The organism is Streptomyces sp. NPDC006385 (assembly GCF_040612485.1).
In the GTDB taxonomy this organism is placed as follows: Bacteria; Actinomycetota; Actinomycetes; order Streptomycetales; family Streptomycetaceae; genus Streptomyces.
Window position 1 is genome coordinate 68,855 of the sequence record NZ_JBEXQG010000025.1, and the last position, 20,946, is coordinate 89,800.

Annotated in this window: 21 protein-coding genes; 7 read left to right on the forward strand and 14 right to left on the reverse strand. The window is 69.3% G+C overall.

The features are described from left to right. Positions 1-646: 646 nt before the first annotated feature. The 7 genes from ABZ078_RS20645 (at position 647) to ABZ078_RS20675 (ending at position 7,694) form a co-directional block, all read left to right on the forward strand. Positions 647-1,513 (forward strand): 3-hydroxyacyl-CoA dehydrogenase family protein, encoded by an 867-nt coding sequence (locus tag ABZ078_RS20645; protein ID WP_356577242.1) that lies wholly within the window; start codon positions 647-649, stop codon positions 1,511-1,513. Continuing rightward, the gene (locus ABZ078_RS20650) at positions 1,513-2,178 is read left to right on the forward strand and encodes a class I SAM-dependent methyltransferase (protein ID WP_356577244.1); all 666 of its coding nucleotides are present in this window, start codon (positions 1,513-1,515) and stop codon (positions 2,176-2,178) included. Before ABZ078_RS20645 ends, ABZ078_RS20650 begins: the two co-directional genes overlap by 1 nt. Before the next feature lie 12 nt (positions 2,179-2,190). Further along, positions 2,191-2,466, forward strand: coding sequence for an acyl carrier protein (locus ABZ078_RS20655; protein ID WP_356577245.1), 276 nt, complete (start codon positions 2,191-2,193; stop codon positions 2,464-2,466). Then, on the forward strand, positions 2,459-3,559 hold the full coding sequence (locus ABZ078_RS20660; RefSeq protein ID WP_356577247.1) for an acyl-CoA dehydrogenase family protein: 1,101 nt from the start codon (positions 2,459-2,461) through the stop codon (positions 3,557-3,559). The genes ABZ078_RS20655 and ABZ078_RS20660 overlap by 8 nt, the downstream gene beginning before the upstream one ends. Beyond that, a complete protein-coding gene (locus ABZ078_RS20665; protein ID WP_356577249.1) occupies positions 3,556-4,533 on the forward strand; it encodes a 3-oxoacyl-[acyl-carrier-protein] synthase III C-terminal domain-containing protein in 978 nt (325 codons plus the stop codon). The genes ABZ078_RS20660 and ABZ078_RS20665 overlap by 4 nt, the downstream gene beginning before the upstream one ends. 31 nt (positions 4,534-4,564) lie before the next feature. Continuing rightward, positions 4,565-5,653 (forward strand): HAD-IIIC family phosphatase, encoded by a 1,089-nt coding sequence (locus tag ABZ078_RS20670; RefSeq protein ID WP_356577251.1) that lies wholly within the window; start codon positions 4,565-4,567, stop codon positions 5,651-5,653. Positions 5,654-5,864: 211 nt separating this feature from the next. Further along, positions 5,865-7,694 (forward strand): glycoside hydrolase family 18 chitinase, encoded by a 1,830-nt coding sequence (locus ABZ078_RS20675; RefSeq protein ID WP_356577253.1) that lies wholly within the window; start codon positions 5,865-5,867, stop codon positions 7,692-7,694. Positions 7,695-7,731: 37 nt separating this feature from the next. On the opposite strand, the gene ABZ078_RS20680 is transcribed toward ABZ078_RS20675, so the two are convergent. From ABZ078_RS20680 to ABZ078_RS20745, 14 genes are all read right to left on the reverse strand, one after another. Beyond that, entirely contained in the window at positions 7,732-8,178 is a 447-nt protein-coding gene (locus ABZ078_RS20680) for a DUF2550 domain-containing protein (protein ID WP_062709764.1), read from the reverse strand. 160 nt (positions 8,179-8,338) lie between these two features. Continuing rightward, on the reverse strand, positions 8,339-8,713 hold the full coding sequence (locus tag ABZ078_RS20685; RefSeq protein ID WP_356577255.1) for a F0F1 ATP synthase subunit epsilon: 375 nt from the start codon (positions 8,711-8,713) through the stop codon (positions 8,339-8,341). Between the two features lie 128 nt (positions 8,714-8,841). Continuing rightward, complete coding sequence (gene atpD / locus ABZ078_RS20690; protein WP_356577257.1) at positions 8,842-10,284, reverse strand: F0F1 ATP synthase subunit beta; 1,443 nt, start codon at positions 10,282-10,284, stop codon at positions 8,842-8,844. Next, positions 10,284-11,201, reverse strand: a complete 918-nt coding sequence (locus ABZ078_RS20695; protein WP_356577258.1) for a F0F1 ATP synthase subunit gamma — start codon at positions 11,199-11,201, stop codon at positions 10,284-10,286. The genes atpD and ABZ078_RS20695 overlap by 1 nt, the downstream gene beginning before the upstream one ends. A 20-nt stretch (positions 11,202-11,221) precedes the next feature. Then, positions 11,222-12,814 (reverse strand): F0F1 ATP synthase subunit alpha, encoded by a 1,593-nt coding sequence (atpA, locus tag ABZ078_RS20700; RefSeq protein WP_356577260.1) that lies wholly within the window; start codon positions 12,812-12,814, stop codon positions 11,222-11,224. 126 nt (positions 12,815-12,940) lie between these two features. Beyond that, positions 12,941-13,756 (reverse strand): F0F1 ATP synthase subunit delta, encoded by an 816-nt coding sequence (locus tag ABZ078_RS20705; RefSeq protein ID WP_356577262.1) that lies wholly within the window; start codon positions 13,754-13,756, stop codon positions 12,941-12,943. Next, positions 13,753-14,304 (reverse strand): F0F1 ATP synthase subunit B, encoded by a 552-nt coding sequence (locus ABZ078_RS20710; protein WP_356577263.1) that lies wholly within the window; start codon positions 14,302-14,304, stop codon positions 13,753-13,755. The genes ABZ078_RS20705 and ABZ078_RS20710 overlap by 4 nt, the downstream gene beginning before the upstream one ends. Before the next feature lie 44 nt (positions 14,305-14,348). Further along, complete coding sequence (locus ABZ078_RS20715; RefSeq protein ID WP_356577265.1) at positions 14,349-14,579, reverse strand: F0F1 ATP synthase subunit C; 231 nt, start codon at positions 14,577-14,579, stop codon at positions 14,349-14,351. 75 nt (positions 14,580-14,654) lie between these two features. After that, on the reverse strand, positions 14,655-15,491 hold the full coding sequence (gene atpB, locus ABZ078_RS20720; protein WP_356577307.1) for a F0F1 ATP synthase subunit A: 837 nt from the start codon (positions 15,489-15,491) through the stop codon (positions 14,655-14,657). Between the two features lie 210 nt (positions 15,492-15,701). Then, positions 15,702-16,139 (reverse strand): hypothetical protein, encoded by a 438-nt coding sequence (locus ABZ078_RS20725; protein ID WP_356577267.1) that lies wholly within the window; start codon positions 16,137-16,139, stop codon positions 15,702-15,704. 318 nt (positions 16,140-16,457) lie between these two features. Continuing rightward, complete coding sequence (locus ABZ078_RS20730) at positions 16,458-17,714, reverse strand: methylaspartate mutase (protein WP_356577269.1); 1,257 nt, start codon at positions 17,712-17,714, stop codon at positions 16,458-16,460. Further along, complete coding sequence (locus tag ABZ078_RS20735; protein WP_356577271.1) at positions 17,711-18,184, reverse strand: cobalamin-dependent protein; 474 nt, start codon at positions 18,182-18,184, stop codon at positions 17,711-17,713. The genes ABZ078_RS20730 and ABZ078_RS20735 overlap by 4 nt, the downstream gene beginning before the upstream one ends. Beyond that, positions 18,177-19,436 carry a type III PLP-dependent enzyme gene (locus ABZ078_RS20740; RefSeq protein WP_356577273.1) on the reverse strand — a complete coding sequence of 420 codons (1,260 nt, stop codon included), beginning with the start codon at positions 19,434-19,436 and terminating at the stop codon, positions 18,177-18,179. Before ABZ078_RS20740 ends, ABZ078_RS20735 begins: the two co-directional genes overlap by 8 nt. After that, the gene (locus tag ABZ078_RS20745) at positions 19,433-20,929 is read right to left on the reverse strand and encodes an AMP-binding protein (RefSeq protein ID WP_356577274.1); all 1,497 of its coding nucleotides are present in this window, start codon (positions 20,927-20,929) and stop codon (positions 19,433-19,435) included. Before ABZ078_RS20745 ends, ABZ078_RS20740 begins: the two co-directional genes overlap by 4 nt. Positions 20,930-20,946 lie beyond the last annotated feature (17 nt).

A 20,946-nucleotide genomic window follows, 5' to 3' on the forward strand; every position in this document is an offset into this window, starting at 1 on the left:
CTCGACAGGCAAGAGTGCAACCATCCGGCGCCACCGCCGCTCCACCTCTGGAATGGTCGAGTAAGGCCAGGTCACGGCGTCGGAGAAGCTATTGAAGATCGTCCTGAATCCGCCGCCGACAATGCATCGGCAACGCTTTTGCGCCACATCGCAAATCTTCGGACAGCGCTTATTCATCATTCACCCCCGCCCATTGCGCATAAAATCGGACATCTCGGAACGGCCTTTTCGTGCAGTTGGCCGCAGCAACTGCGGTGGGTAATTGCAACCTGTCCGAAGGTCGACCTATGGTGTTACGGTCACTGTGCGGATGATCCAGGGGGAGGACCGTGGCACCTTAGTGCAGCAGATGCGACCACCGACCGGGATGCCGCTTTCCCCTCTGGACCGCACGACAGAGTTGCCTCCGGACCGCGCGAGATAATTGCCTCGCCGCGTGACCGCGGCGGTCCGGCTCGGGGCCGAGTTCCGCGACGGCGGCACAGCGCATCACCGTTCCTGCCGCCTCCCGGCGCCCCCGTCAGCCCCGGCGCCTCCGAGTCCCGTCTCAGGCGTGACCGGCGCGGGTGGAAGAAGTCCAGTTCAGACCGATTGCCCGAGCGAACGACTCATCGATGCCCACCGAGGGGTGGGGGAGGTACGCGCGGTGACAGAACAACAGGCGGCTCCGCGGCTCGCCGTACTGGGAGCCGGGGTGATGGGGGTCAGCATCACGACCCTGGCACTCGGCCGGGGTGTGCCGGTGGTCCTCGTCGAGACGGACCCGGCCCGACGAGCGCGAATCCGGGCCCGGGTCGAGCACGAGCTGCGCACGGCCCAGCTCATGGGCGTGCGTCCCGACGGGCCGCCGGGCGAACTGACGGTCACCGCCGCGGCGGCCGACTGCCAGGGGGCGGACGCGGTGATCGAGGCCGTCACCGAGGACGCCGAGGTGAAGGCCAAGGCACTGGCCGAGATCGATCAACTGACGGGACCTGACGCGGTGTTGGTCACCAACACTTCGTCCATCCCCGTGGACGAGCTGGCCGACCGGATCAGCCGCCCCGAAAAACTCGTCGGGGTGCACTTCATGAACCCCTCCTACCTGATCGGCACCGTGGAAGTGATCCACGGACCCCGCACCGGGCGACCGGCGCTGGACGGCGTGGCACGGCTGCTCGGCGCGCTGGGCCGTAAGGGCGTGCACGTCGCCGACGGACCAGGCTTCGTCACCAGCCGGCTGCTGCACCGCATGATCAACGATGCGGCCCGCATCGTGGAGTCGGGTCAGGCCACCGCCGAGGACGTGGACATCCTGATGCAGGACTGTCTCGGCCACCGTACCGGCCCGCTGCGCACCGCCGACCTCATCGGCCTGGACAACCTCGTGGACTCCCTGTGGGTGCTGCACCGGCGCACCGGCGACGAGGGCTGCCGCCCCTGCGAACTGCTGCTACGCAAGGTGCGCGACGGTGAGCACGGTCGCAAGAGCGGCCGGGGCTTCTACACGTACACCGCGGGCGGGTGGACCTGATGGCCGGCCAGCTCGCCCTGGACGACCGGCTTCACGACTACGTGCGGGCGATGTCGCTGCGCGACGACGACGTGCTGCGCGACCTGCGCGCGGAGACCGCCGGGATGCCGATGCTCCAGGCGATGCTCGTGCTGCCTGAGGAGGCCCAGTTCCTCGCCCTGCTGGTACGGCTCACCGGCGCCCGCAACGTCCTGGAGGTCGGCACCTTCACCGGCTACAGCAGCCTGTGCATGGCCCGCGCCCTGCCTGCCGGCGGCACCCTGGTCACCTGCGACAACAGCGAGCGCTGGACTCGCATCGCGACCCGCTACTGGCAGCGCGCCGGGGTGGCCGACCGGATCGACCTCAGGCTCGCCGATGCCGGCGAGACCCTCGACCGGCTCACGGCGGAGCACGGCGCCGGCAGCTTCGACCTGGCCTTCATCGACGCCGACAAGGCCAACTACCCCCGCTACTACGAGCAGTGTTTGACGCTGTTGCGGCCGGGCGGCCTGGTGGTCCTGGACAACACGCTGTTCTTCGGCCGGGTTGCCGACCCGGCCGCCCAGGACGCGGACACCCAGGCCATCCGCGAACTCAACGCCCGGCTGCGCGACGACGACCGCGTGGAGATCTCCCTGCTCGCCGTGGCGGACGGCCTCACCCTCGCCCACAAGAAACCCTGAGAGGAACAGGACATGAGCGAGCCCGCAACGGCCCGTGAGATCACGGCAGAGCAGGTGGAAGCCGACCTCACCCGCTTTCTCGAAGAGCACACCCGCAGTACCTGGGACGCCGACACCGACCTGTTCGGCACCGGCGGCGTGTCCTCCATGTTCGCCATGGAACTCGTGGTGCACATCGAACAGACCTTCGGTGTCGTCGTGGAGGGGCCCGACCTGCGGATCGACAACTTCCGGACGGTCCGTGCCATGACCGCCCTCGTGCTGCGCCTGGCCGGCAACCGTGAGTGAGGAACCGGCAGCGCTCGTCACCGCGGCGATCGGTGACCGAGCCGCGGCATGGGACACCGAGGGCGCCATCCCCGAGCCGGTGCTGCGCGAGCTCGGTGCCCACGGCGTGCTGTGCGCCGAGGTCCCGCAGGAGTACGGCGGACGCGGATGGTCGAGCCGCCGCAACGGCGAACTGACCGCCCACGCGGGCAGCATGTGCAGCTCACTGCGGAGCGTGATGACCTCGCAGGGCATGGCCGCCTGGACCATCCAGCGGTTCGGTACCCGCGAACAGCGCGCCGGCGAGCTGACCCGGCTCACCGGGGGTCGGCTGGCCGCCGTGGCCTTCAGCGAGCCCCAGGCGGGCAGCGACCTGTCGGCGATCAGCACCACGGTCAAGGACGACGGCGACAGTGTGGTCGTCAACGGGCACAAGGTGTGGTCCACCGCCGCTGCCTACGCCGACGTGGTGGTGGTCTTCGGCCGCTACCGCGACGGCGCCGCGGCCGTGCTCGTACCGACGCGGGCCCAGGGTGTCACCCTGCGGCCCGTGACCGACGCGCTGGGATGCCGCGCGGCCGGGCATGCCGACCTGCTCCTGAACGATGTACGCCTCCCCGTCTCCAGTGTCCTGTCCGGCACCGGACTGCCGCTCGGCCTGCTGACCACCATCGCCCTGACCTACGGGCGGATGTCCGTGGCCTGGGGGTGCGTCGGCATCATCCGCGCCTGCCTGCGGGCGGCCGCGGCCCATGCCCGCGACCGGGAGCAGTTCGGCAAGCCACTGGCGCGGCATCAGCTCGTCGCCCGGCATCTGGCCGAGCTGTATGTGGCCGAGCAGACGGCGACCCGGGTCTGCGAGGACGCCTCCGACCGCTGGGACACCCACGCCCCCGACCTGTCGACCGCCGCGGTGCTCGCCAAGCATGTCTCCGCGGGCGGTGCGGCACGGGCCGCCGCCACGGCCGTACAGGTCCTCGCCTCCGCGGGCGCGCGGGACGGCGAGACGGTGGCACGCGCTTACCGGGACGCCAAGTTGATGCAGATCATCGAAGGCAGCGAGGAGCTCTGCCAGCTCATCCTCGCGGAGCGAGCGCTGGAGGAAGCGGCATGACCAACGGACCGGACGAGATCGGCATAGGCGCGGTGCACTGTCTGCTGCCGGAGGACCGCACCGCCGTCGTCGACCTGCCCGAACTGTCCCGGCTCAGCCAGGAGGAGCTGAAGTTCGCCGAGCAGGCCGGGGTGAAGACGGTGGGCGTCTTCCCGGACACCGAGCCCACCGAACTGGCCGCCCGCGCATGCCGGGAACTGCTCGCCGGGCTGCCGGAGCCCCCGGACCTGATGGTGCACATCGCCTCCCGCGCACCGGACGTGCTGATCGGCTCCGACTCCGGCAAGATCGCGCATCTGGCCGGGCTGACGGGCGTCTTCCCCTTCACGGTGGACGGTCTGGGCTGTGCCGGTTCCTCGGCCGCCTGGGGACTGGCCCGCGACCTGCTGCTCGGCGATCCCAGTCGCAGGAGCGTGCTCCTCACCTACGGAAGCCGGCCGACCGCTGCCGACCGGGTGCGCCGGCCCGTCACCGTGATCGGGGACGGCGCCTTCGCCATGACCCTCGTTCGAGGCGGGCGACCGGTGATCAGGGCACACCGCATGGAGGCCGACAGCTCCTTCCACGACCTGTTCCGGGTGGACTACAAGTCGCGGCCGTGGTCCCAGTGGCGCGAGGAGTGCCTCGACAACGACCGCTACTCCTTCGAGCTGGCCATGCACAGCCGCAACCGGCTGGGCCGCATGGTCGACGAGGTGCTGGCCGACGCCGGCCTCACCAAGGCGGACGTGTCCGCCACGCTGATGCAGAACGTCACCGCCAGCGCGTTCGACTTCTACCGCGTCAGCCTGGGCCTGCCCATCCATCCGGTCTGCGCGGCCCACCTCGCCGACTTCGGGCATCTCGGCCCGATGGACGTGGTGCTCAACCTTGACCGGCTGCTCGCGCTCGGCGAGGTGGAGCCGGGCGGGCACGTGCTGGTCCTCAGCAACAGTCCGGTCGCGGCCTGGACGGTGACCCTGTGGGAAGTATGACGATGGCCACCCGCCGAGGAGGGAAGCGGCCGTGACGCAGCAGCCGACCGTCAAGTGCCTGGTCTGGGACCTGGACAACACCCTGTGGCAGGGCACCCTGCTCGAGGACGGCGACGTGGACGTGCCGACGGCGGTGCGCGAGGTGGTGCGCGAGCTGGACGCCCGCGGCATCCTGCAGTCCGTGGCCAGCCGCAACGACCACGACCACGCCTGGGAGCGGCTGGAGAAGCTCGGGCTGGCGGAGTTCTTCGTCCTGCCGCAGATCAACTGGGGCCCCAAGTCGGCATCCGTGCGGGCGATCGCCGACCAGCTGAACTTCGCCCTGAAGACCATCGCGTTCGTCGACGACCAGCCCGCCGAACGCGCCGAGGTCTCCCACCACCTTCCCGAGGTCCGCTGCTACCGCGCCGAGGAGGTCCCGGAGCTGCTGAGCAGGCCGGAGTTCACGCCGACCATGGTCACGGCGGACGCCCGCAACCGCCGGCTGATGTACCAGGCGGGCTTCCAGCGGAACACCGAGCGGTCTGAACACACCGGCACGGACGAGGAGTTCCTGCGTTCGCTCGGCCTGGAGCTGAACATCCACCGGGCGAGTGAGGAGGACATCGCGCGCGTGGAGGAACTGACGCTGCGCACCAGCCAGATGAACGCGACCGGGGTGCACTACTCGGACGAGGCGCTGCGTGCCCTGCTCTCGGACCAGCGGCACGAGGTGCTGGTCGCCTCGCTCACCGACCGGTTCGGCCCGCACGGTGCCGTCGGGGTGATCCTGCTGGAGCGGCTGACCGAGGCCTTCCACATCAAGCTGCTGGCCACCTCCTGCCGTGTGGTGTCCTTCGGGGTCGGCGCCGCCCTGCTGCGCTGGCTCACCGACGAGGCAGCCCTGGCCGGCACCGGGCTGACGGCTTCCTTCCGGCGCACGGAACGCAACCGGATGATGGAGATCGCCTACCGGTTCGCGGGGTTCGAGGAGGCGGAGCACACGCAGGAGGGCGAGGGGATCCGGACATTGCGCCTCGCGCCCACGCGGCAGCAGCCGCCCGCCCATCTCAGGGTGCTCGCGCCCCGGCTGTTCGCCGAGGAGAGCGGCCTGACCGAATGGCGGCCGACGACCGCCTGACAGACGCCTCCCTCCGCACGAACCCGACCGTCCCGACCGCCGCGGCGTCGCCGACGGCTGGGTCCTCCCTCGGGATCCAGCCGTCGAGCACCGGCATCTGCCCATTGGTCCAGACCTATTGACCAATGGTTCAGACCTCCCTACCCTCGCAGCACTGCAGGCTGACAACTCAGTCATGCCCCTGACATCCCGCTATCGAGGGAGGCGCAGCATGCGCTTCAGACACAGAGCCGCGGCAGGCTTCGCGACCCTGTTGCTCCCGCTGGCCGGCCTCGTCGGCCTGGCGAGCCCCGCCGAGGCCGCGACGTCCGCCACCGCGACCTACACCAAGACCCAGGACTGGGGCTCCGGTTTCGAGGGCAAGTGGACGGTGAAGAACACCGGCACCACGAGCCTCAGCTCCTGGACCGTCGAGTGGGACTTCCCCTCCGGCACCTCGGTCACCTCCGCCTGGGACGCCGACGTCACCTCCTCCGGCACCCACTGGACCGCCAGGAACAAGTCCTGGAACGGCACCCTCGCCCCCGGCGCCTCCGTCTCCTTCGGCTTCAACGGCACCGGCTCCGGCTCCCCCGCGAACTGCAAGCTCAACGGCGGCAGCTGCGACGGCGGCAGCGTCCCCGGCGACAACCCGCCCTCCGCCCCGGGCACACCCAGCGCCTCCGACATCACCACCACCTCGGTGAAGCTGAGCTGGTCGGCCGCCACCGACGACAAGGGCATCAAGAACTACGACGTCCTGCGCGACGGCGCCAAGGTCGCCACGGTGACGAGCACGTCGTACACCGACACCGGCCTCACCGCCGGCACCGACTACTCCTACACCGTCCGGGCCCGTGACACCGCCGACCAGACCGGCCCCGCCTCCGGCGCCCGCGCGGTGCGCACCACCGGCGGCGGCACCGACCCTGGTCCGCAGCCCGGCACGAAGATCAACCTCGGCTACTTCACCGAGTGGGGCGTCTACGGCCGCAACTACCACGTCAAGAACCTGGTGACGTCCGGCTCGGCGTCGAAGATCACGCACATCAACTACGCCTTCGGCAACGTCAAGAACGGCCAGTGCACCGTCGACGACACCTACGCCGCCTATGACAAGGCCTACACCGCCGACCAGTCCGTCAGCGGCACCGCCGACACCTGGGACCAGCCGCTGCGCGGCAACTTCAACCAGCTGCGCCAGCTGAAGGCCAAGTACCCGCACATCAAGGTGCTGTACTCCTTCGGCGGCTGGACCTACTCCGGCGGCTTCGGCCAGGCCGCGGCCAACGCCGCCGCCTTCGCCAAGTCCTGCAAGGCCGTGGTGGAGGACCCGCGCTGGGCCGACGTCTTCGACGGCATCGACATCGACTGGGAGTACCCGAACGCCTGCGGCCTGACCTGCGACACCTCAGGACCCGCGGCGTTCAAGAACCTCATGCAGGCACTGCGCGCGGAGTTCGGCCCGAACTACCTGGTCACCGCGGCCATCACCGCCGACGGCTCCTCCGGCGGCAAGATCGACGCGGCCGACTACGGGGGCGCCGCACAGTACCTCGACTGGTACAACGTGATGACGTACGACTACTTCGGCGCCTTCGACAAGGACGGCCCGACCGCCCCGCACTCCCCGCTCACCTCGTACCCGGGGATCCCACAGGCGGGCTTCAACTCGGCGGACGCGATCGCCAAGCTGAAGTCGAAGGGCATCCCGTCCGCCAAGCTCCTGCTCGGCATCGGCTTCTACGGCCGCGGCTGGACCGGCGTCACCCAGTCCGCCCCCGGCGGCACGGCGACCGGCGCGGCTCCCGGTACGTACGAGGCGGGCATCGAGGACTACAAGGTCCTGAAGAACTCCTGCCCGGCGACCGGCACCATCGCGGGTACGGCGTACGCGCACTGCGGCAGCAACTGGTGGTCGTACGACACCCCGTCGACGATCGCCGGGAAGATGACGTGGGCCGAGAACCAGGGCCTCGGCGGCGCGTTCTTCTGGGAGTTCAGCGGTGACACCAGCAACGGTGAGCTGGTCACCGCCATCCACAACGGCCTCAACCAATAAGCGAACAGGCGAACAGGCGAATAGGCGAATAGGCGAACTAAGCGACATTGACGCGCTGACCGGGCGGGGCTGCCTCAAGCCACGCGAGGAAACCGGTCAGCGCGTCTTCGCTCATGGCGAGTTCGAGACGCGTGCCCCGGTGCAGACAGGTGAGGATCACCGCGTCGGAGAGCAGCGCCAGCTCCTCCTCGCCGTCGGGTACGCGACGGCCGGCCACCTCGATCGCGGAGCGCTCCAGGATGCGGCGCGGGCGGTAGGCGTAGGAGAAGACGCGGTACCACTCGATGCGGTCGCCGTTGTAACGGGCGACGCCGTAGCTCCAGCCCTTACCGCTGGTGTCGGGTTTCTCCGGCACGTCCCAGCGCAGGGAACAGTCGAACGTGCCGCCCGAGCGCTGGATCAGCCTGCGGCGCAGACCGAAGACGAACAACCCCAGCACCACAAGGGCGACGACGATTCCGCACACAGTCAGAGCGAGGACCATCGACACCGACCTCCTCGTCTCCTAGGTAACGGAACGGAAAAAACTTCCATATCTGCCTCAGCCGCGACCGGCACCGGATTGCTCCGGTCCCAGCCGCGGCTGAGTGACGTCATCGCGTGCGCTCTCCCAGACTAAAGGGCCCGGGCGGTACCCCCAGGGGTCAGCGCGCCGTCGCCGTCCGCAGGCGGACCTCCGCGCGGCGCTCGGCGGCGGCGTCGCCCTCCGCCTTCGCCCGCTCGAGTTCCCGCTCCGCGTGCTGGACATCGATCTCGTCCGACAGCTCGGCGATCTCGGCCAGCAGCGACAGCTTGTCGTCCGCGAACGAGATGAAACCGCCGTGCACCGCGGCGACGACCGTTCCACCTTCACTCGTACGGATGGTCACCGGGCCCGACTCCAGCACACCGAGCAGCGGCTGGTGACCGGGCATGACGCCGATGTCGCCGGACGTGGTGCGCGCGACGACCAGGGTGGCCTGGCCCGACCAGACCTCACGGTCGGCGGCGACCAGCGCGACGTGCAGCTCAGCAGCCAAGGTGGCTCCTCGGGTCACCACCCGGCGGTTCTGCCGGGTGTTGGGTCAAATTCTAGTGGGAGTACGACGAGGGGCGGGACGCGGCCCGCCCCTCGTCATGAGTCACAGCGCTCAGTGAGTCACCGGACTCAGGAGACGCCCAGCTCCCTGGCGTTCTTCTTGAGGTCCTCGAGACCACCGCACATGAAGAACGCCTGCTCCGGGAAGTGGTCGAACTCGCCGTCGCAGATCGCGTTGAACGCGGCGATCGACTCGTCCAGCGGCACGTCCGAACCGTCCACACCCGTGAACTGCTTGGCGGCGTGGGTGTTCTGGGACAGGAAGCGCTCCACGCGGCGGGCACGGGCCACGACGAGCTTGTCCTCCTCGCCGAGCTCGTCGATGCCGAGGATCGCGATGATGTCCTGGAGGTCCTTGTACTTCTGCAGGATGTTCTTCACGCGCATCGCCGCGTTGTAGTGGTCCTGCGAGATGTAGCGCGGGTCCAGGATCCGGGACGTGGAGTCCAGCGGGTCCACGGCCGGGTAGATGCCCTTCTCGGAGATCGGACGGGAGAGCACCGTCGTCGCGTCGAGGTGGGCGAAGGTGGTGGCCGGGGCCGGGTCGGTCAGGTCGTCCGCAGGGACGTAGATCGCCTGCATGGACGTGATCGAGTGACCACGGGTCGAGGTGATGCGCTCCTGGAGGAGACCCATCTCGTCGGCCAGGTTCGGCTGGTAGCCCACCGCGGAGGGCATGCGGCCGAGCAGGGTCGACACCTCGGAACCGGCCTGCGTGAAGCGGAAGATGTTGTCGATGAAGAACAGCACGTCCTGCTTCTGCACATCGCGGAAGTACTCCGCCATGGTCAGACCGGCCAGGGCCACGCGCAGACGGGTGCCCGGCGGCTCGTCCATCTGGCCGAAGACGAGGGCGGTCTTGTCGAGAACGCCCGCCTCTTCCATTTCGGCCATGAGGTCGTTGCCCTCACGGGTGCGCTCACCGACGCCCGCGAAGACCGACACACCGTCGTGCAGCTTCGCCACACGCATGATCATTTCCTGGATCAGCACGGTCTTGCCGACACCGGCACCACCGAACAGACCGATCTTTCCACCCTTGACGTACGGGGTGAGAAGGTCGACGACCTTCAGGCCGGTCTCGAACATCTCGGTCTTGGACTCGAGCTGGTCGAAGGCCGGGGCCTTGCGGTGGATGCCCCAGCGCTCGGCGTCCGCGACGCAGGACGGGTCGTCGTTGAGGACCTCGCCCAGCGTGTTGAACACACGACCCTTGGTCACGTCACCGACCGGCACCGAGATGGAGTTGCCCGTGTCGGTCACCTGGGCCTGGCGGACCAGGCCGTCGGTGGGCTGCATGGAGATCGCGCGGACCAGGCCGTCGCCCAGGTGCTGGGCGACCTCGAGGGTCAGCGTCTTCCTCGCGCCCTCGTTGGCCGGGTCGTCGACCTGCACGTGCAGGGCGTTGTAGATCTCCGGCATCGCGTCGACGGGGAACTCCACGTCGACGACCGGGCCGATGACCCGGGCGACGCGGCCCGTAGCCGTGGCCGTCTCAACAGTGGTCGTCATTACTTGTCACTCCCCGCGGTCGCGTCGGCCAGGGCTGCGGAGCCACCGACGATCTCGCTGATTTCCTGGGTGATATCGGCCTGGCGGGCCGCGTTGGCAAGCCGGGTGAGGTTGGTGATCAGATCCCCGGCGTTGTCGGTGGCCGACTTCATCGCGCGGCGCGTGGCGGCGTGCTTGGAAGCGGCCGACTGCAGCAGCGCGTTGTAGATGCGGCTCTCGACGTAGCGCGGCAGGAGGGCGTCGAGGACGTCCTCCGCCGACGGCTCGAAGTCGTACAGCGGAAGAAGCTCGCTCTTCTTCACCGACTCCTCGGCCACCTCTTCGAGGCTGAGCGGCAGCAGGCGGCTGTCGACCGCCGTCTGCGTCATCATCGAGACGAACTCGGTGTAGACGATGTGGAGTTCGTCCACGCCGCCCTCGGCCGTCTCCTTCTTGATGGCCTCGATCAGCGGGCCGGCGACCTTCTTGGCGTCCGCGTACTCGGGCTGGTCGGTGAAGCCGGTCCACTGCTCCGTGATCTTGCGCTCACGGAAGTTGTAGTGGGCCACACCGCGGCGGCCGACGACGTAGATGTCGACCTCCTTGCCCTCGCCCTCCAGGCGGGCCGTCAGCTGCTCCGCGGCCTTGATGGCGTTGGAGTTGAAGGCGCCGGCCAGACCGCGGTCGCTCGACAGGAGGAGCACCGCGGCACGGGTCGGCGACTCCGCCTCGGTGGTCAGCGGGTGCTTGGTGTTCGAGCCGGTGCCGACCGCCGTGACCGCGCGAGTGAGCTCGGTCGCGTACGGCGTGGAGGCCGCCACCTTGCGCTGCGCCTTGACGACGCGCGAGGCGGCGATCATCTCCATCGCCTTGGTGATCTTCTTGGTCGCGGTGACGGATTTGATGCGACGCTTGTAGACCCGGAGCTGGGCTCCCATGAGTCAGGTCCCTTCCGTCGTCACTTGCCGGCAGCGGCAGGAGCGTCCTCGCCGAGCAGCTTGCCGTCCGAGGTCTCGAACTGCTTCTTGAACTCCGCGATGGCGTCGGCGACAGCGGTGATCGTGTCGTCCGACATCTTGCCGCCCTCCTTGATGGAGGTCAGCAGGCCCTGCTCCTTGCGGTGCAGGTACTCCAGGAGCTCCTTCTCGAAGCGGCGGATGTCGGCGACCGGCACATCGTCCATCTTGCCGGTGGTGCCGGCCCACACGGAGACGACCTGGTCCTCGGTGGCCATCGGCTCGTACTGGGGCTGCTTCAGCAGCTCGACCATGCGCTGACCGCGCTCCAGCTGCGCCTTCGACGCGGCGTCCAGGTCGGAACCGAAGGCGGCGAACGCCTCCAGCTCACGGAACTGGGCGAGGTCCACGCGCAGACGGCCGGAGACCTGGCGCATCGCCTTGTGCTGGGCGGAGCCACCGACACGGGAGACCGAGATACCGACGTTCAGGGCCGGACGCTGACCGGCGTTGAACAGGTCGGACTCCAGGAAGCACTGGCCGTCGGTGATGGAGATGACGTTGGTCGGGATGAACGCCGACACGTCGTTGGCCTTGGTCTCGACGATCGGCAGACCGGTCATCGAGCCGGCGCCCAGGTCGTCGGAGAGCTTGGCGCAGCGCTCCAGCAGACGGGAGTGCAGGTAGAAGACGTCGCCCGGGTAGGCCTCGCGGCCCGGCGGACGGCGCAGCAGCAGCGACACGGCACGGTAGGCGTCGGCCTGCTTCGACAGGTCGTCGAAGATGATGAGGACGTGCTTGCCCTCGTACATCCACTGCTGACCGATGGCGGAGCCGGTGTAGGGCGCCAGGTACTTGAAGCCGGCCGGGTCGGACGCCGGGGCGGCGACGATGGTCGTGTACTCCAGCGCGCCGTTCTCCTCCAGCGCGCGGCGCACGCCGGCGATGGTGGAGCCCTTCTGGCCGATGGCGACGTAGATGCAGCGGACCTGCTTGTTCGGGTCGCCGGTGCGCCAGTTGTCGCGCTGGTTGATGATCGTGTCGACGGCCAGGGCGGTCTTGCCGGTCTGGCGGTCACCGATGATCAGCTGACGCTGGCCGCGGCCGATCGGGGTCATCGCGTCGACGGCCTTGTAGCCGGTCTCCATCGGCTCGTGCACCGACTTGCGCTGCATGACCGTGGGGGCCTGCAGCTCAAGGGCACGACGACCGCTGGTCTCGATCTCGCCGAGGCCGTCGATCGGGTTGCCGAGCGGGTCGACGACGCGGCCGAGGTAGCCCTCGCCGACGGCCACGGAGAGCACCTCGCCGGTACGGGTGACCGGCTGCCCCTCCTCGATGCCGCTGAACTCACCGAGGACGATGGCACCGATCTCGCGCTCCTCGAGGTTGAGGGCGAGGCCGAGGGTGCCGTCCTCGAACTTCAGCAGTTCGTTGGCCATGGCCGAGGGCAGACCCTCGACCTTCGCGATGCCGTCGCCGGCAAGGGTGACCGTACCGACCTCCTCGCGCGAGGCCGCGTCCGGCTTGTACGACTGGACGAAGGTCTCCAGTGCGTCCCGGATCTCCTCCGGCCGGATCGTGAGCTCCGCCATCTGGGTTCCCTGCTCTCCTTGTTGGGCCCGAAGTTTCACTTTGGGGGTCTGGGGGCGACCCCCAGGATTCTTCTGCACGGCCCAACCAGGGCCGTCGTGAGTACGTCTTGCCTATTGAGTTGCTGCTCAGCTCGCCAGTCGGCGGCCGGCGTCCTCGATGCGGTCCGCGAGGGAGCCGTTGATGACCTCGTCGCCGACCAGCACCCGCATCCCGCCGACGACCTCGGGGTCCACGTCGAGGTTGAGGTGCATCGTGCGGCCGTAGAGCTTCGCGAGAGCGCCGCCCAGGCGTCGCTTCTGCGCGTCGCTCAGCGGTACCGCCGAGGTGACGACGGCCACCATGCGCTCCCGGCGCTCGGCGGCGAGCTTGGACAGGGACTCCAGTCCCGACTCCAGGCTACGTCCACGCGGCGCGGTCACAAGACGCGTCACCAGACGCTCGGTGGTCGCCTTGGCCCGACCGCCGAGCAGGTTGCGCAGCAGCTCGCTCTTGGCCGAGGGGGTGGCGGCACGGTCGGTCAGCGCGGCGCGCAGCCCGGTGTTCGAGGAGACGATCCGGCCGAACCGGAACAGCTCGTCCTCGACGTCGTCGAGCGTGCCGGCCTTCTGCGCGGCGGTGAGGTCGGCGGTGTTCGCCAGCTCCTCCAGCGCGTCCACCAGGTCACGGGACTGCGACCAGCGGGAGCGCACCATGCCGGCCAGCAGGTCGGCTGCCTCGCCGCTGACCTGTCCGCCGAGCAGGCGCTGGGCCAGCTCGGCCTTGGCCTCACCGGCCTGCGCCGGGTCGGTGAGGACCCGACGCAGCGACACCTCGCGGTCGAGCAGCGCGGTGACGGCGGCCAGTTCTTCGGCGAGCTCGGCCGCGTCGACGGACGTGTTGTCCGTCAGCGCGTCGAGACGCTCACGTGCGGCTGCCAGGGCCTCGCGGCTCGCTCCGTTCATCGTCCGGCCTCGGCCTTCTCCTCGAGCTCGTCGAGGAAGCGGTCGATGACACGGCTCTGCCGGGCGTGGTCCTCAAGGGACTCACCGACGAGCTTGCCCGCCAGGTCGGTGGCGAGCTTGCCGACGTCCTGGCGCAGCGCGGAGGACGCGGCCTTGCGGTCGGCCTCGATCTGCGCGTGACCGGCGGCGACGATCTCCTCGCGCTGCCGCTGGCCTTCCGCCCGCATCTCGGCGATGAGCGCGGCACCCTGCTCCTGCGCCTCCTGGCGCAGACGCGCGGCCTCGTGCCGGGCCTCGGCGAGCTGGGCCTTGTACTGCTCGAGCACGCTCTGGGCCTCGGTCTGAGCGGCCTCGGCCTTCTCGATACCGCCCTCGATGGCCTCGCGACGCTCTTCCAGAACCTTGTTGATGTTCGGGAGAAGCTTCTTGGCGAGGAAGCCGAAGACGATGACGAAGGCGAGCAGGCCGATGACGAGCTCAGGGATCGGCGGGATGAGGGGGTTCTCCGCCGCCCCCTCGGTCGCCGCCAGAATGAGCTGCTGGCTCATGTCGTTGCCTTTCGTCTGGATTGCTGGTCGTCAGCCTGAGGTGATCAGACGCCGTAGACGAACGGCATAACCAGACCGATCAGGGCGAGCGCCTCACAGAAGACGAAGCCGAGGATCTGGTTGGCGCGGATCAGACCGGCCGCCTCAGGCTGGCGGGCGAGGGCCTGGGTGCCGTTGCCGAAGATGATGCCGACGCCGACGCCGGGGCCGATGGCGGCGAGGCCGTACCCGATGGATCCGAGGCTACCGTTGACAGCGGCGAGAGTCTGGGACATGCCAGTTCTTCCTTCTCTTTACGGACCGGTGGCGGTCAGCCACCGGACAGTTAGGGGATGGTGAATACGGGGCGATCAGTGGTGCTCGGCGAGCGCGCCCTGGATGAAGGTGCAGGCCAGGAGCACGAACACGTACGCCTGGAGCGCCTGGATGAAAAGTTCGAAGGCGGTCATCAGGATCACCATCACGAACGAGACGCTGGCATAGGCAATGCCGATGCCGTTCAGCAGGTACCAGCTGGCGATGGTGAAGAGAAGCAGCAGCGTGTGACCAGCGAACATGTTCGCGAAGAGTCGAACCGCGTGCGTGAAGGGCCGGACGAGCACGTTCGAGAAGAACTCGATGGCCATGACCAGCGGCAGTACGGCGCCAAGGGACTTGTCGTAGCCGGTCAGGTTCTTGAACCCACCGACGAAGCCGTGCCGCTTGAAGGTGATCGTCATCCACGTGACGTAGACGATCGCAGCCAGGGCCGCCGGGTAGGAGATGATCGACGTCACCGGGAACTGGGCCACGGGAATGATGGACCAGAGGTTCATCATCCAGACGAAGAAGAACAGCGAGACCATCAGCGGGACGTACTTCTCACCTTCTTTCCTGCCGATGGTCTCGTAGACGATGCCGCGCCGGATGAAGTCGTACCCCGCCTCAGCGACCATCTGCAGCTTGCCCGGCACGACCTTCGGCCGGCGGAAGGCGGCCCAGAAGAAGCCGATCACGATCACGGAGCCGAGCAGCGCCATCAGCATCGTCTTGTTGAAGTAGACGTTGCTGTCCGCATCGCCCCAGAGCGGCTCGAACAGGAACGAGTGCAGGCCCGGAGCCGGGAAGCCACACCCGTCGAAGATGTGGCAGTCGGTCTCGAAGGCGAGCACCTGCGTCGGGTCAGCACTCACCGCGGGCTCCTTCAGCGTGACGCATGGGTACGGCAACCTCGTTGTGTCGGCGCGGCGCGCGGCCGCGGGTCGGCACTGGACTGGTGTTTCTGGTATGGGGGCGGCGGTTCGGCGTCGAGCCTCGCGATGGAACAGGCGTCAGCTCGGATGCCCGCGCCCGCAGTGCCGCAGTTGGCACCGGACGATAGCAGTTTGTCGAACGCGGCTTTATCCCGGCCCTACCCTTCACGATGAAGGACCCGCCTTTTCGGGCTTGCCACCCTCGACGGAGTCCGGTTCGACGTAAAGGATCTTGGACTTCATGTGCGCGACCGTCTGCGCGCCGACCCACACCAGGGTGGTCGCGATGAGCGTCAACGCGAAGGCCCGCGGGTGGAACAGCGACGTGTTCTTGAAGGCGGCGAGGAAGACGAACAGCAGCAGGATCTGAGCCGCGTAGAGCATCAGGCCCATCGCCTGGAACAGGTGCGGAAGCGATTTGGCAGTGCGCTGGAGGACCAGCAGGCCGATGCCCATGAAGAGGATCGTCACCAGCGCGGCCACGATGGACCCGACGGCCCCCTTGCCACCGGCCACCACGCCACTGACGACGGCGGCTACAGCGCCGACGGCGGCTGTGGGCACAGCAGCCTGGGCCAGGGTCCGGACGTCGTTGGACGGCATGGCGGCAACTCCGCTTTCAAAGGGGGCAGGGGTGTCGTCATGGACGAGCGTAGCCCCGGATGGAGAGAGGACCTCACGCCGCCGGACCGCCGCATCACGGCCCCTCGGCTCTACCCGGGGGTTCTCGTGAACGGTATCACAAACTATTTGATGCAGTCTTTACTCAACAGCGTGCCTGCCGTCACACATGAGAGCGAACCTGCACGTCAGGGCGCGATCATGGCAAACTTGTCCGGTATTGTGGCACTTGGCCTGTGCCCCGAATGCCCATGACTCGGCAATGCTCTCGTCAAATTCTTACCTTAGCGCCGCTGCGAGCTACCGTTCATCGCCGTCGAACTTCCGGCGCACGTACGAAAGGTCCGCGAGGAGGTCCGCCGAGCCGAACCGTCGACGACGGGGCCGTTGCCGGGTGGTGAATGGCAGCGCGCCGGTCGACTCCCAGCGCAGACGTCCGTCAGCGTCGATGTAGCTGCGGGTCCGGCCCCGGTTGTCGGGGTGCAGACAGTAGGGGATGTCGAGGTAGCCCTTTCGGAACGCCAGCAGCAGGGCACGACCCACGTCCGGGGCAAGGTCCAGAACGGCGCCCACCAGAGCCGAGGCCTCCCCATACACCTCCGGGTCGGCCGTGGCCCCGGCCGGCGGCCGCAGCGCCCGCCGGGCCACCCAGGCTGCGTACTCCAGGGCGCGGACGTTCACCTCGATGCTGGGGATGCGCTGCGACTCCGCGGCCGTCTTGACGATCAGCCGCTGCGCGCCGCCGTCGACGGCAAGTTCGGCCGCCTGTCCCAGCAGGCGGTAGGCACCGTCGTGCGTCTGCGGGTACAGGCCCATGTACGCGTATACGACGATGTGCCAGTCGGACACCGGCAGCAGTTCCCGGCACAGCCGCCGCAACGCCGCGAGCGCATCGCGGTCCTGCCCCGGGTGGGTCTGCTGGGCGTAGCTGACGGAGATGCTGCGGATGCCGTGCTGGGCGAAGAAGAGAGCCTCCAGCACGCTGATGGCCACGAGCTGGCCAGGTGGGCACAGTTGCCCCAGCATGCAGCCACCGAAGGTCTCCAGGTGCGGCTCCAGCCCCTGGTCGCGGAGCCGGGTGAGCAGCTCGCAGCCGCGCGCCCAATTGTCGACGGACTCCGCGAGCGGCGTACGGCCGTAGGGCAGGCAGTAGGAGACCGGCCCGCCCTCGGTGGCGCCCAGGCCCACGGCGAGCATGGCGCGGAAGATGCCGAGGGGGTCTGCCGAACCATGGCGCACCTGGACCGGGAAGTCCGGGCCGTGGAGGCCGGCCAGCACCTCGGCGGTCGTCGCCACGGGGTGAGTGACCAGGGGATAGCCGTTGAGGGCGACCCCGTCGCGCAGCGCGCTCTCGACGGCGGCCAGGTGACCCACCCGGGTGTGGGCGTCGACCGTGATCGTGCCGACCGTGCGGGCGGCCGCGCCGCGGGTGGCCGCGAGCCCGGCGCGCATGGTCGCCGGATCGCCGAATCCCATCCGCGGCTGGACGACGAGCCGACCGGCTTCGGCCTCGGCCCTGACGTACGCGCCGAAGTCCGCGGTCTGCGGGGCGCTCATCGGGCGGCGGGCAGCGTGACCGGGCGTCGGCCCGGCGCCACGGCCCGAGGAAGCGAGGCGGCGAAGGCCGCCAGGGCGGTGGCCGGGTCTGTGTCCTCCTCGAAGACCTTGTCGAAGCCGGCCGACCTCAGCTCTCGCGCGCGGGCCGAGTCCTGGCCGGCGACGCCGAGCTTGCCGCCGATGACCACAGGGGTGGTGGCCAGGTCGGGGTGGGAGCGGAACGTGCCGATGACGCGCAGCCCGTCCTGGTGCCCGTGCCCGTTGACGCTGCTGATGACGACGAACGCCGGGCGCACGGCGGCGCAGCGGGAGACCAGCAGGTCGTCGGGGACACAGGGGCCGAGGTTGACGACGTCGTAGCCGAGTTCCTCCAGGAGCAGTTGGAGGAACACCAGGTTCCAGGTGTGGGAGTCGGAGGCCATCGAGGTCACCACGACGGTCTGCCGCGCCGTCGTGCGAGCATCAGTCATGTTCCCGTTCCACCTTCCGATAGGTCCGTACGTGTTCGATACGGGAGACGGAGACCACGTCGTCGGCGCGTACCACGGCCTCGGCTGGAGCGGGCCTGCCCAGGAACATCAGGAGGCTGGCGGTGGGGCCGTAGGCTCCGGTGTTGGGGATGGCGACGAGGTCGCCGGGGCCGAGGCCGGCGGGGACCACGACGTCCCGGCCGAGGGTGTCGCCGGGGGTGCACAGCGGCCCGGCGAGGGTCACCCGCTGCGTCTGCCCGGCGTCGGAATCGGAGTCGATGCGGACGGACACCGGGAGGATGCGGCCGAGGCCGGACAGTCCGCCGAAGGTGTTGATGCCGGCGTCGAGGACGACGAAGGTCCGGCCGCGACCGGTCTTGACGTTGCTGACGGACGCCAGCAGGGTTCCGCAGTCGCCGACCAGGTAGCGGCCCGACTCGACGGCGAGCCGGGGGGCGCCCTGCCGCCAGCGCGGGAAGTGCGTGTCGAGGGCGGTTTCGAGCGCCGCGCGCAGGGCGGGGTAGGCCGTGCGCTCGCCGTGCTGGCCGTACGGCGAGGCGAAGCCTCCGCCGATGTCGAGCAGGCGCAGGGGTATGCCGAGTTCCCGCTCGATGCGGGCGGCGGTGTCGATGGTGTGCCGGAACTCGGCGATCAGGGCGTCCTCGTCGGAGGCGTTGCTCTGGGTGAACAGATGCAGACCGGCCAGTGAGGTGCCCGGCACCGCGCGCAGCCGGGGCCCGAGGCCGGCGATGGTCTCGCTGTCGAAGCCGAACTGGGTGGGTCGGCCTGTCATCCGGACACCGGTGGCCGCCCGGGCGGTCTCGTCGTTGACGCGCAGCAGGCAGTCGGCGACCGTGTCGTGGGCCAGCGCGGCCTCGCCGATGTGTTCGAGGTCGGTGAGCGATTCGGCGGAGAAGAGCCGGACGCCCTGTCCGATCGCCTCGTGCAGTTCGCCGGGGGTCTTGCCGGGCCCGGTGTAGAGGATGTCCGCGGGGTCGTGGCCGGCCTGGAGGGCCGCGGCGAGTTCGCCGGTGGAGCTGATCTCGGCGCGGCAGCCGGGGCCGTCGCCCTCGCGCAGGGCCTGGACGAGATCGACGTGCGGATTGGCCTTGAGGGCGTAGAAGACGTCGAACTCGTCGGGCAGCCAGCCGAACAGGTCCCGCCGGGCGGCGTCGAGGCGGTCGAGGTCGTAGACGTACAGGGGGGTGCCGTACGCGTCGGCCAGTGCGCGCAGGCGGGTGCGGTCGGTCATGCGCGGTCCTCTCCCTCCAGCAGGGCCGCGAGCTCGCGGCGGGCGTTCTTGCCGTGCAGGGTGAGCGGGAACTCCTGCAGGACCCGGCAGACGGTGGGCACCTTGGGCAGTTCGAGGCGCTGGGTGAGTTCGGTGATGACCTGGTGGGCGTCGAGGTCGCTCTCCACGAACAGGGCGAACCCGTGTCCGTCGCCGGGCGGCAGCGCGGCGGCGGCCCGCACGCCGGGGATGTCCATGGCCGCGCTCTCGATCTCCAGGGTGCTCATGCGGAAGCCCTTGTGCTTGAACATGTCGTCGCGGCGGCCCTGGAAGTAGAGGTAGCCGTCGTCGTCCAGCCAGCCGTAGTCGCCGGTGTGCAGCAGGGGCTCCCCGGTGCGCGGGTCGCGGCGGAAGGAGCGGGCGGTGTCCTCGGGGTTGCGCCAGTAACCGGCCATCACGTGGGGGCCGGTGGCGACGATCTCACCCACCTCGCCGGCGGGCAGCGGGCTGCCGTCGTCGTCCAGGATCAGCACCCGGGTGCCGGGCAGCGGCAGGCCGACGGAGTCGGGGCGTTCGCGGTCGGCCTCGGGCGGCATGACCGTGATGCGCTTGGCCTCGGTCTGGCCGTACTGCCGGACCACGCGGGCGCCGGGGAAGTGGGTGCGCAGGGCGTCGATGGTGCTCTGGGGCAGCGCGGCTCCGGTGTTGGTGAACATGCGCACGGGCGGCACGGGCCGGGTGTCCCGGCCGGCCAGGCGGACGATCATCGTGGCTAGGGACGGCACGATCGGTACGACCGTGACGTCGGTCTCCCGCATGCGCTGCAGCAGCAGGAGGTCGGACTCGCCGTCGGCGAGGACGATCTCGCAGCGGGCGACGCAGGTCATCAGAACCTTGCACAGACCGTAGTCCCAGGACATGGGGAAGCGGCAGAAGACGACGTCGTCCGGGCGGTAGCCGAGCACCTCGGTCAGGGCGCGGCAGGCGAAGGTCACCTGGGCGTGGGGGCACATGACCGCCTTGGGGGCGGCGGTGCTGCCGGAGGTGTAGATCAGCACGGCCAGGTCGTCGGGGGCGACCGCCTCCGCCTCGCCGGGGTCTTCGCCGACCGGCACCAGGTCCGGCCGTACGTCGGCGATGTCGTGCACCGGCGCGGTGCTGACGCGGCGCAGCACCGGGGCGCCCGCGGCGTCGGTCAGGAGCAGCTTGGGTTCCGCGTTGCCGACGACGGAGCGCAGGTGGAACTCCTTCATCGCCGGGTTGAGCGGGACGAAGACGGCACCGACGCGGGAGGTGCCGTAAAACATCGCGGCCAGTTCCCGGCTGGTCGGTAGCTGGACGACGACGCGGTCACCGCGGCCGATCCCCTGGCCGCGCAGCCAGCGGGCGAACGCCCGGGCGGCGGCGTCCAGCTCGCGGTAGGTCCAGCGGCCGGCTGCATCCCGGATCGCCGGGGCGTCGGGCGTCTCCTGGACTGCGGCGTCGAGCAGGGAGTGGATGGTCTGACCGTTCAAGCGTGTTTCCCCCAGTT

What these genes read in the sequence shown, in the direction of transcription:
- ABZ078_RS20650 (WP_356577244.1), top strand. Translation starts at nt 1,513, where the DNA reads ATGGCCGGCCAGCTCGCCCTGGACGACCGGCTTCACGACTACGTGCGG.
- ABZ078_RS20655 (WP_356577245.1), top strand. Translation starts at nt 2,191, where the DNA reads ATGAGCGAGCCCGCAACGGCCCGTGAGATCACGGCAGAGCAGGTGGAA.
- ABZ078_RS20665 (WP_356577249.1), top strand. Translation starts at nt 3,556, where the DNA reads ATGACCAACGGACCGGACGAGATCGGCATAGGCGCGGTGCACTGTCTG.
- ABZ078_RS20675 (WP_356577253.1), top strand. Translation starts at nt 5,865, where the DNA reads ATGCGCTTCAGACACAGAGCCGCGGCAGGCTTCGCGACCCTGTTGCTC.
- ABZ078_RS20680 (WP_062709764.1), bottom strand. Translation starts at nt 8,178, where the DNA reads ATGGTCCTCGCTCTGACTGTGTGCGGAATCGTCGTCGCCCTTGTGGTG.
- atpD (WP_356577257.1), bottom strand. Translation starts at nt 10,284, where the DNA reads ATGACGACCACTGTTGAGACGGCCACGGCTACGGGCCGCGTCGCCCGG.
- ABZ078_RS20695 (WP_356577258.1), bottom strand. Translation starts at nt 11,201, where the DNA reads ATGGGAGCCCAGCTCCGGGTCTACAAGCGTCGCATCAAATCCGTCACC.
- atpA (WP_356577260.1), bottom strand. Translation starts at nt 12,814, where the DNA reads ATGGCGGAGCTCACGATCCGGCCGGAGGAGATCCGGGACGCACTGGAG.
- ABZ078_RS20705 (WP_356577262.1), bottom strand. Translation starts at nt 13,756, where the DNA reads ATGAACGGAGCGAGCCGCGAGGCCCTGGCAGCCGCACGTGAGCGTCTC.
- ABZ078_RS20710 (WP_356577263.1), bottom strand. Translation starts at nt 14,304, where the DNA reads ATGAGCCAGCAGCTCATTCTGGCGGCGACCGAGGGGGCGGCGGAGAAC.
- ABZ078_RS20715 (WP_356577265.1), bottom strand. Translation starts at nt 14,579, where the DNA reads ATGTCCCAGACTCTCGCCGCTGTCAACGGTAGCCTCGGATCCATCGGG.
- ABZ078_RS20725 (WP_356577267.1), bottom strand. Translation starts at nt 16,139, where the DNA reads ATGCCGTCCAACGACGTCCGGACCCTGGCCCAGGCTGCTGTGCCCACA.
- ABZ078_RS20730 (WP_356577269.1), bottom strand. Translation starts at nt 17,714, where the DNA reads ATGAGCGCCCCGCAGACCGCGGACTTCGGCGCGTACGTCAGGGCCGAG.
- ABZ078_RS20735 (WP_356577271.1), bottom strand. Translation starts at nt 18,184, where the DNA reads ATGACTGATGCTCGCACGACGGCGCGGCAGACCGTCGTGGTGACCTCG.
- ABZ078_RS20740 (WP_356577273.1), bottom strand. Translation starts at nt 19,436, where the DNA reads ATGACCGACCGCACCCGCCTGCGCGCACTGGCCGACGCGTACGGCACC.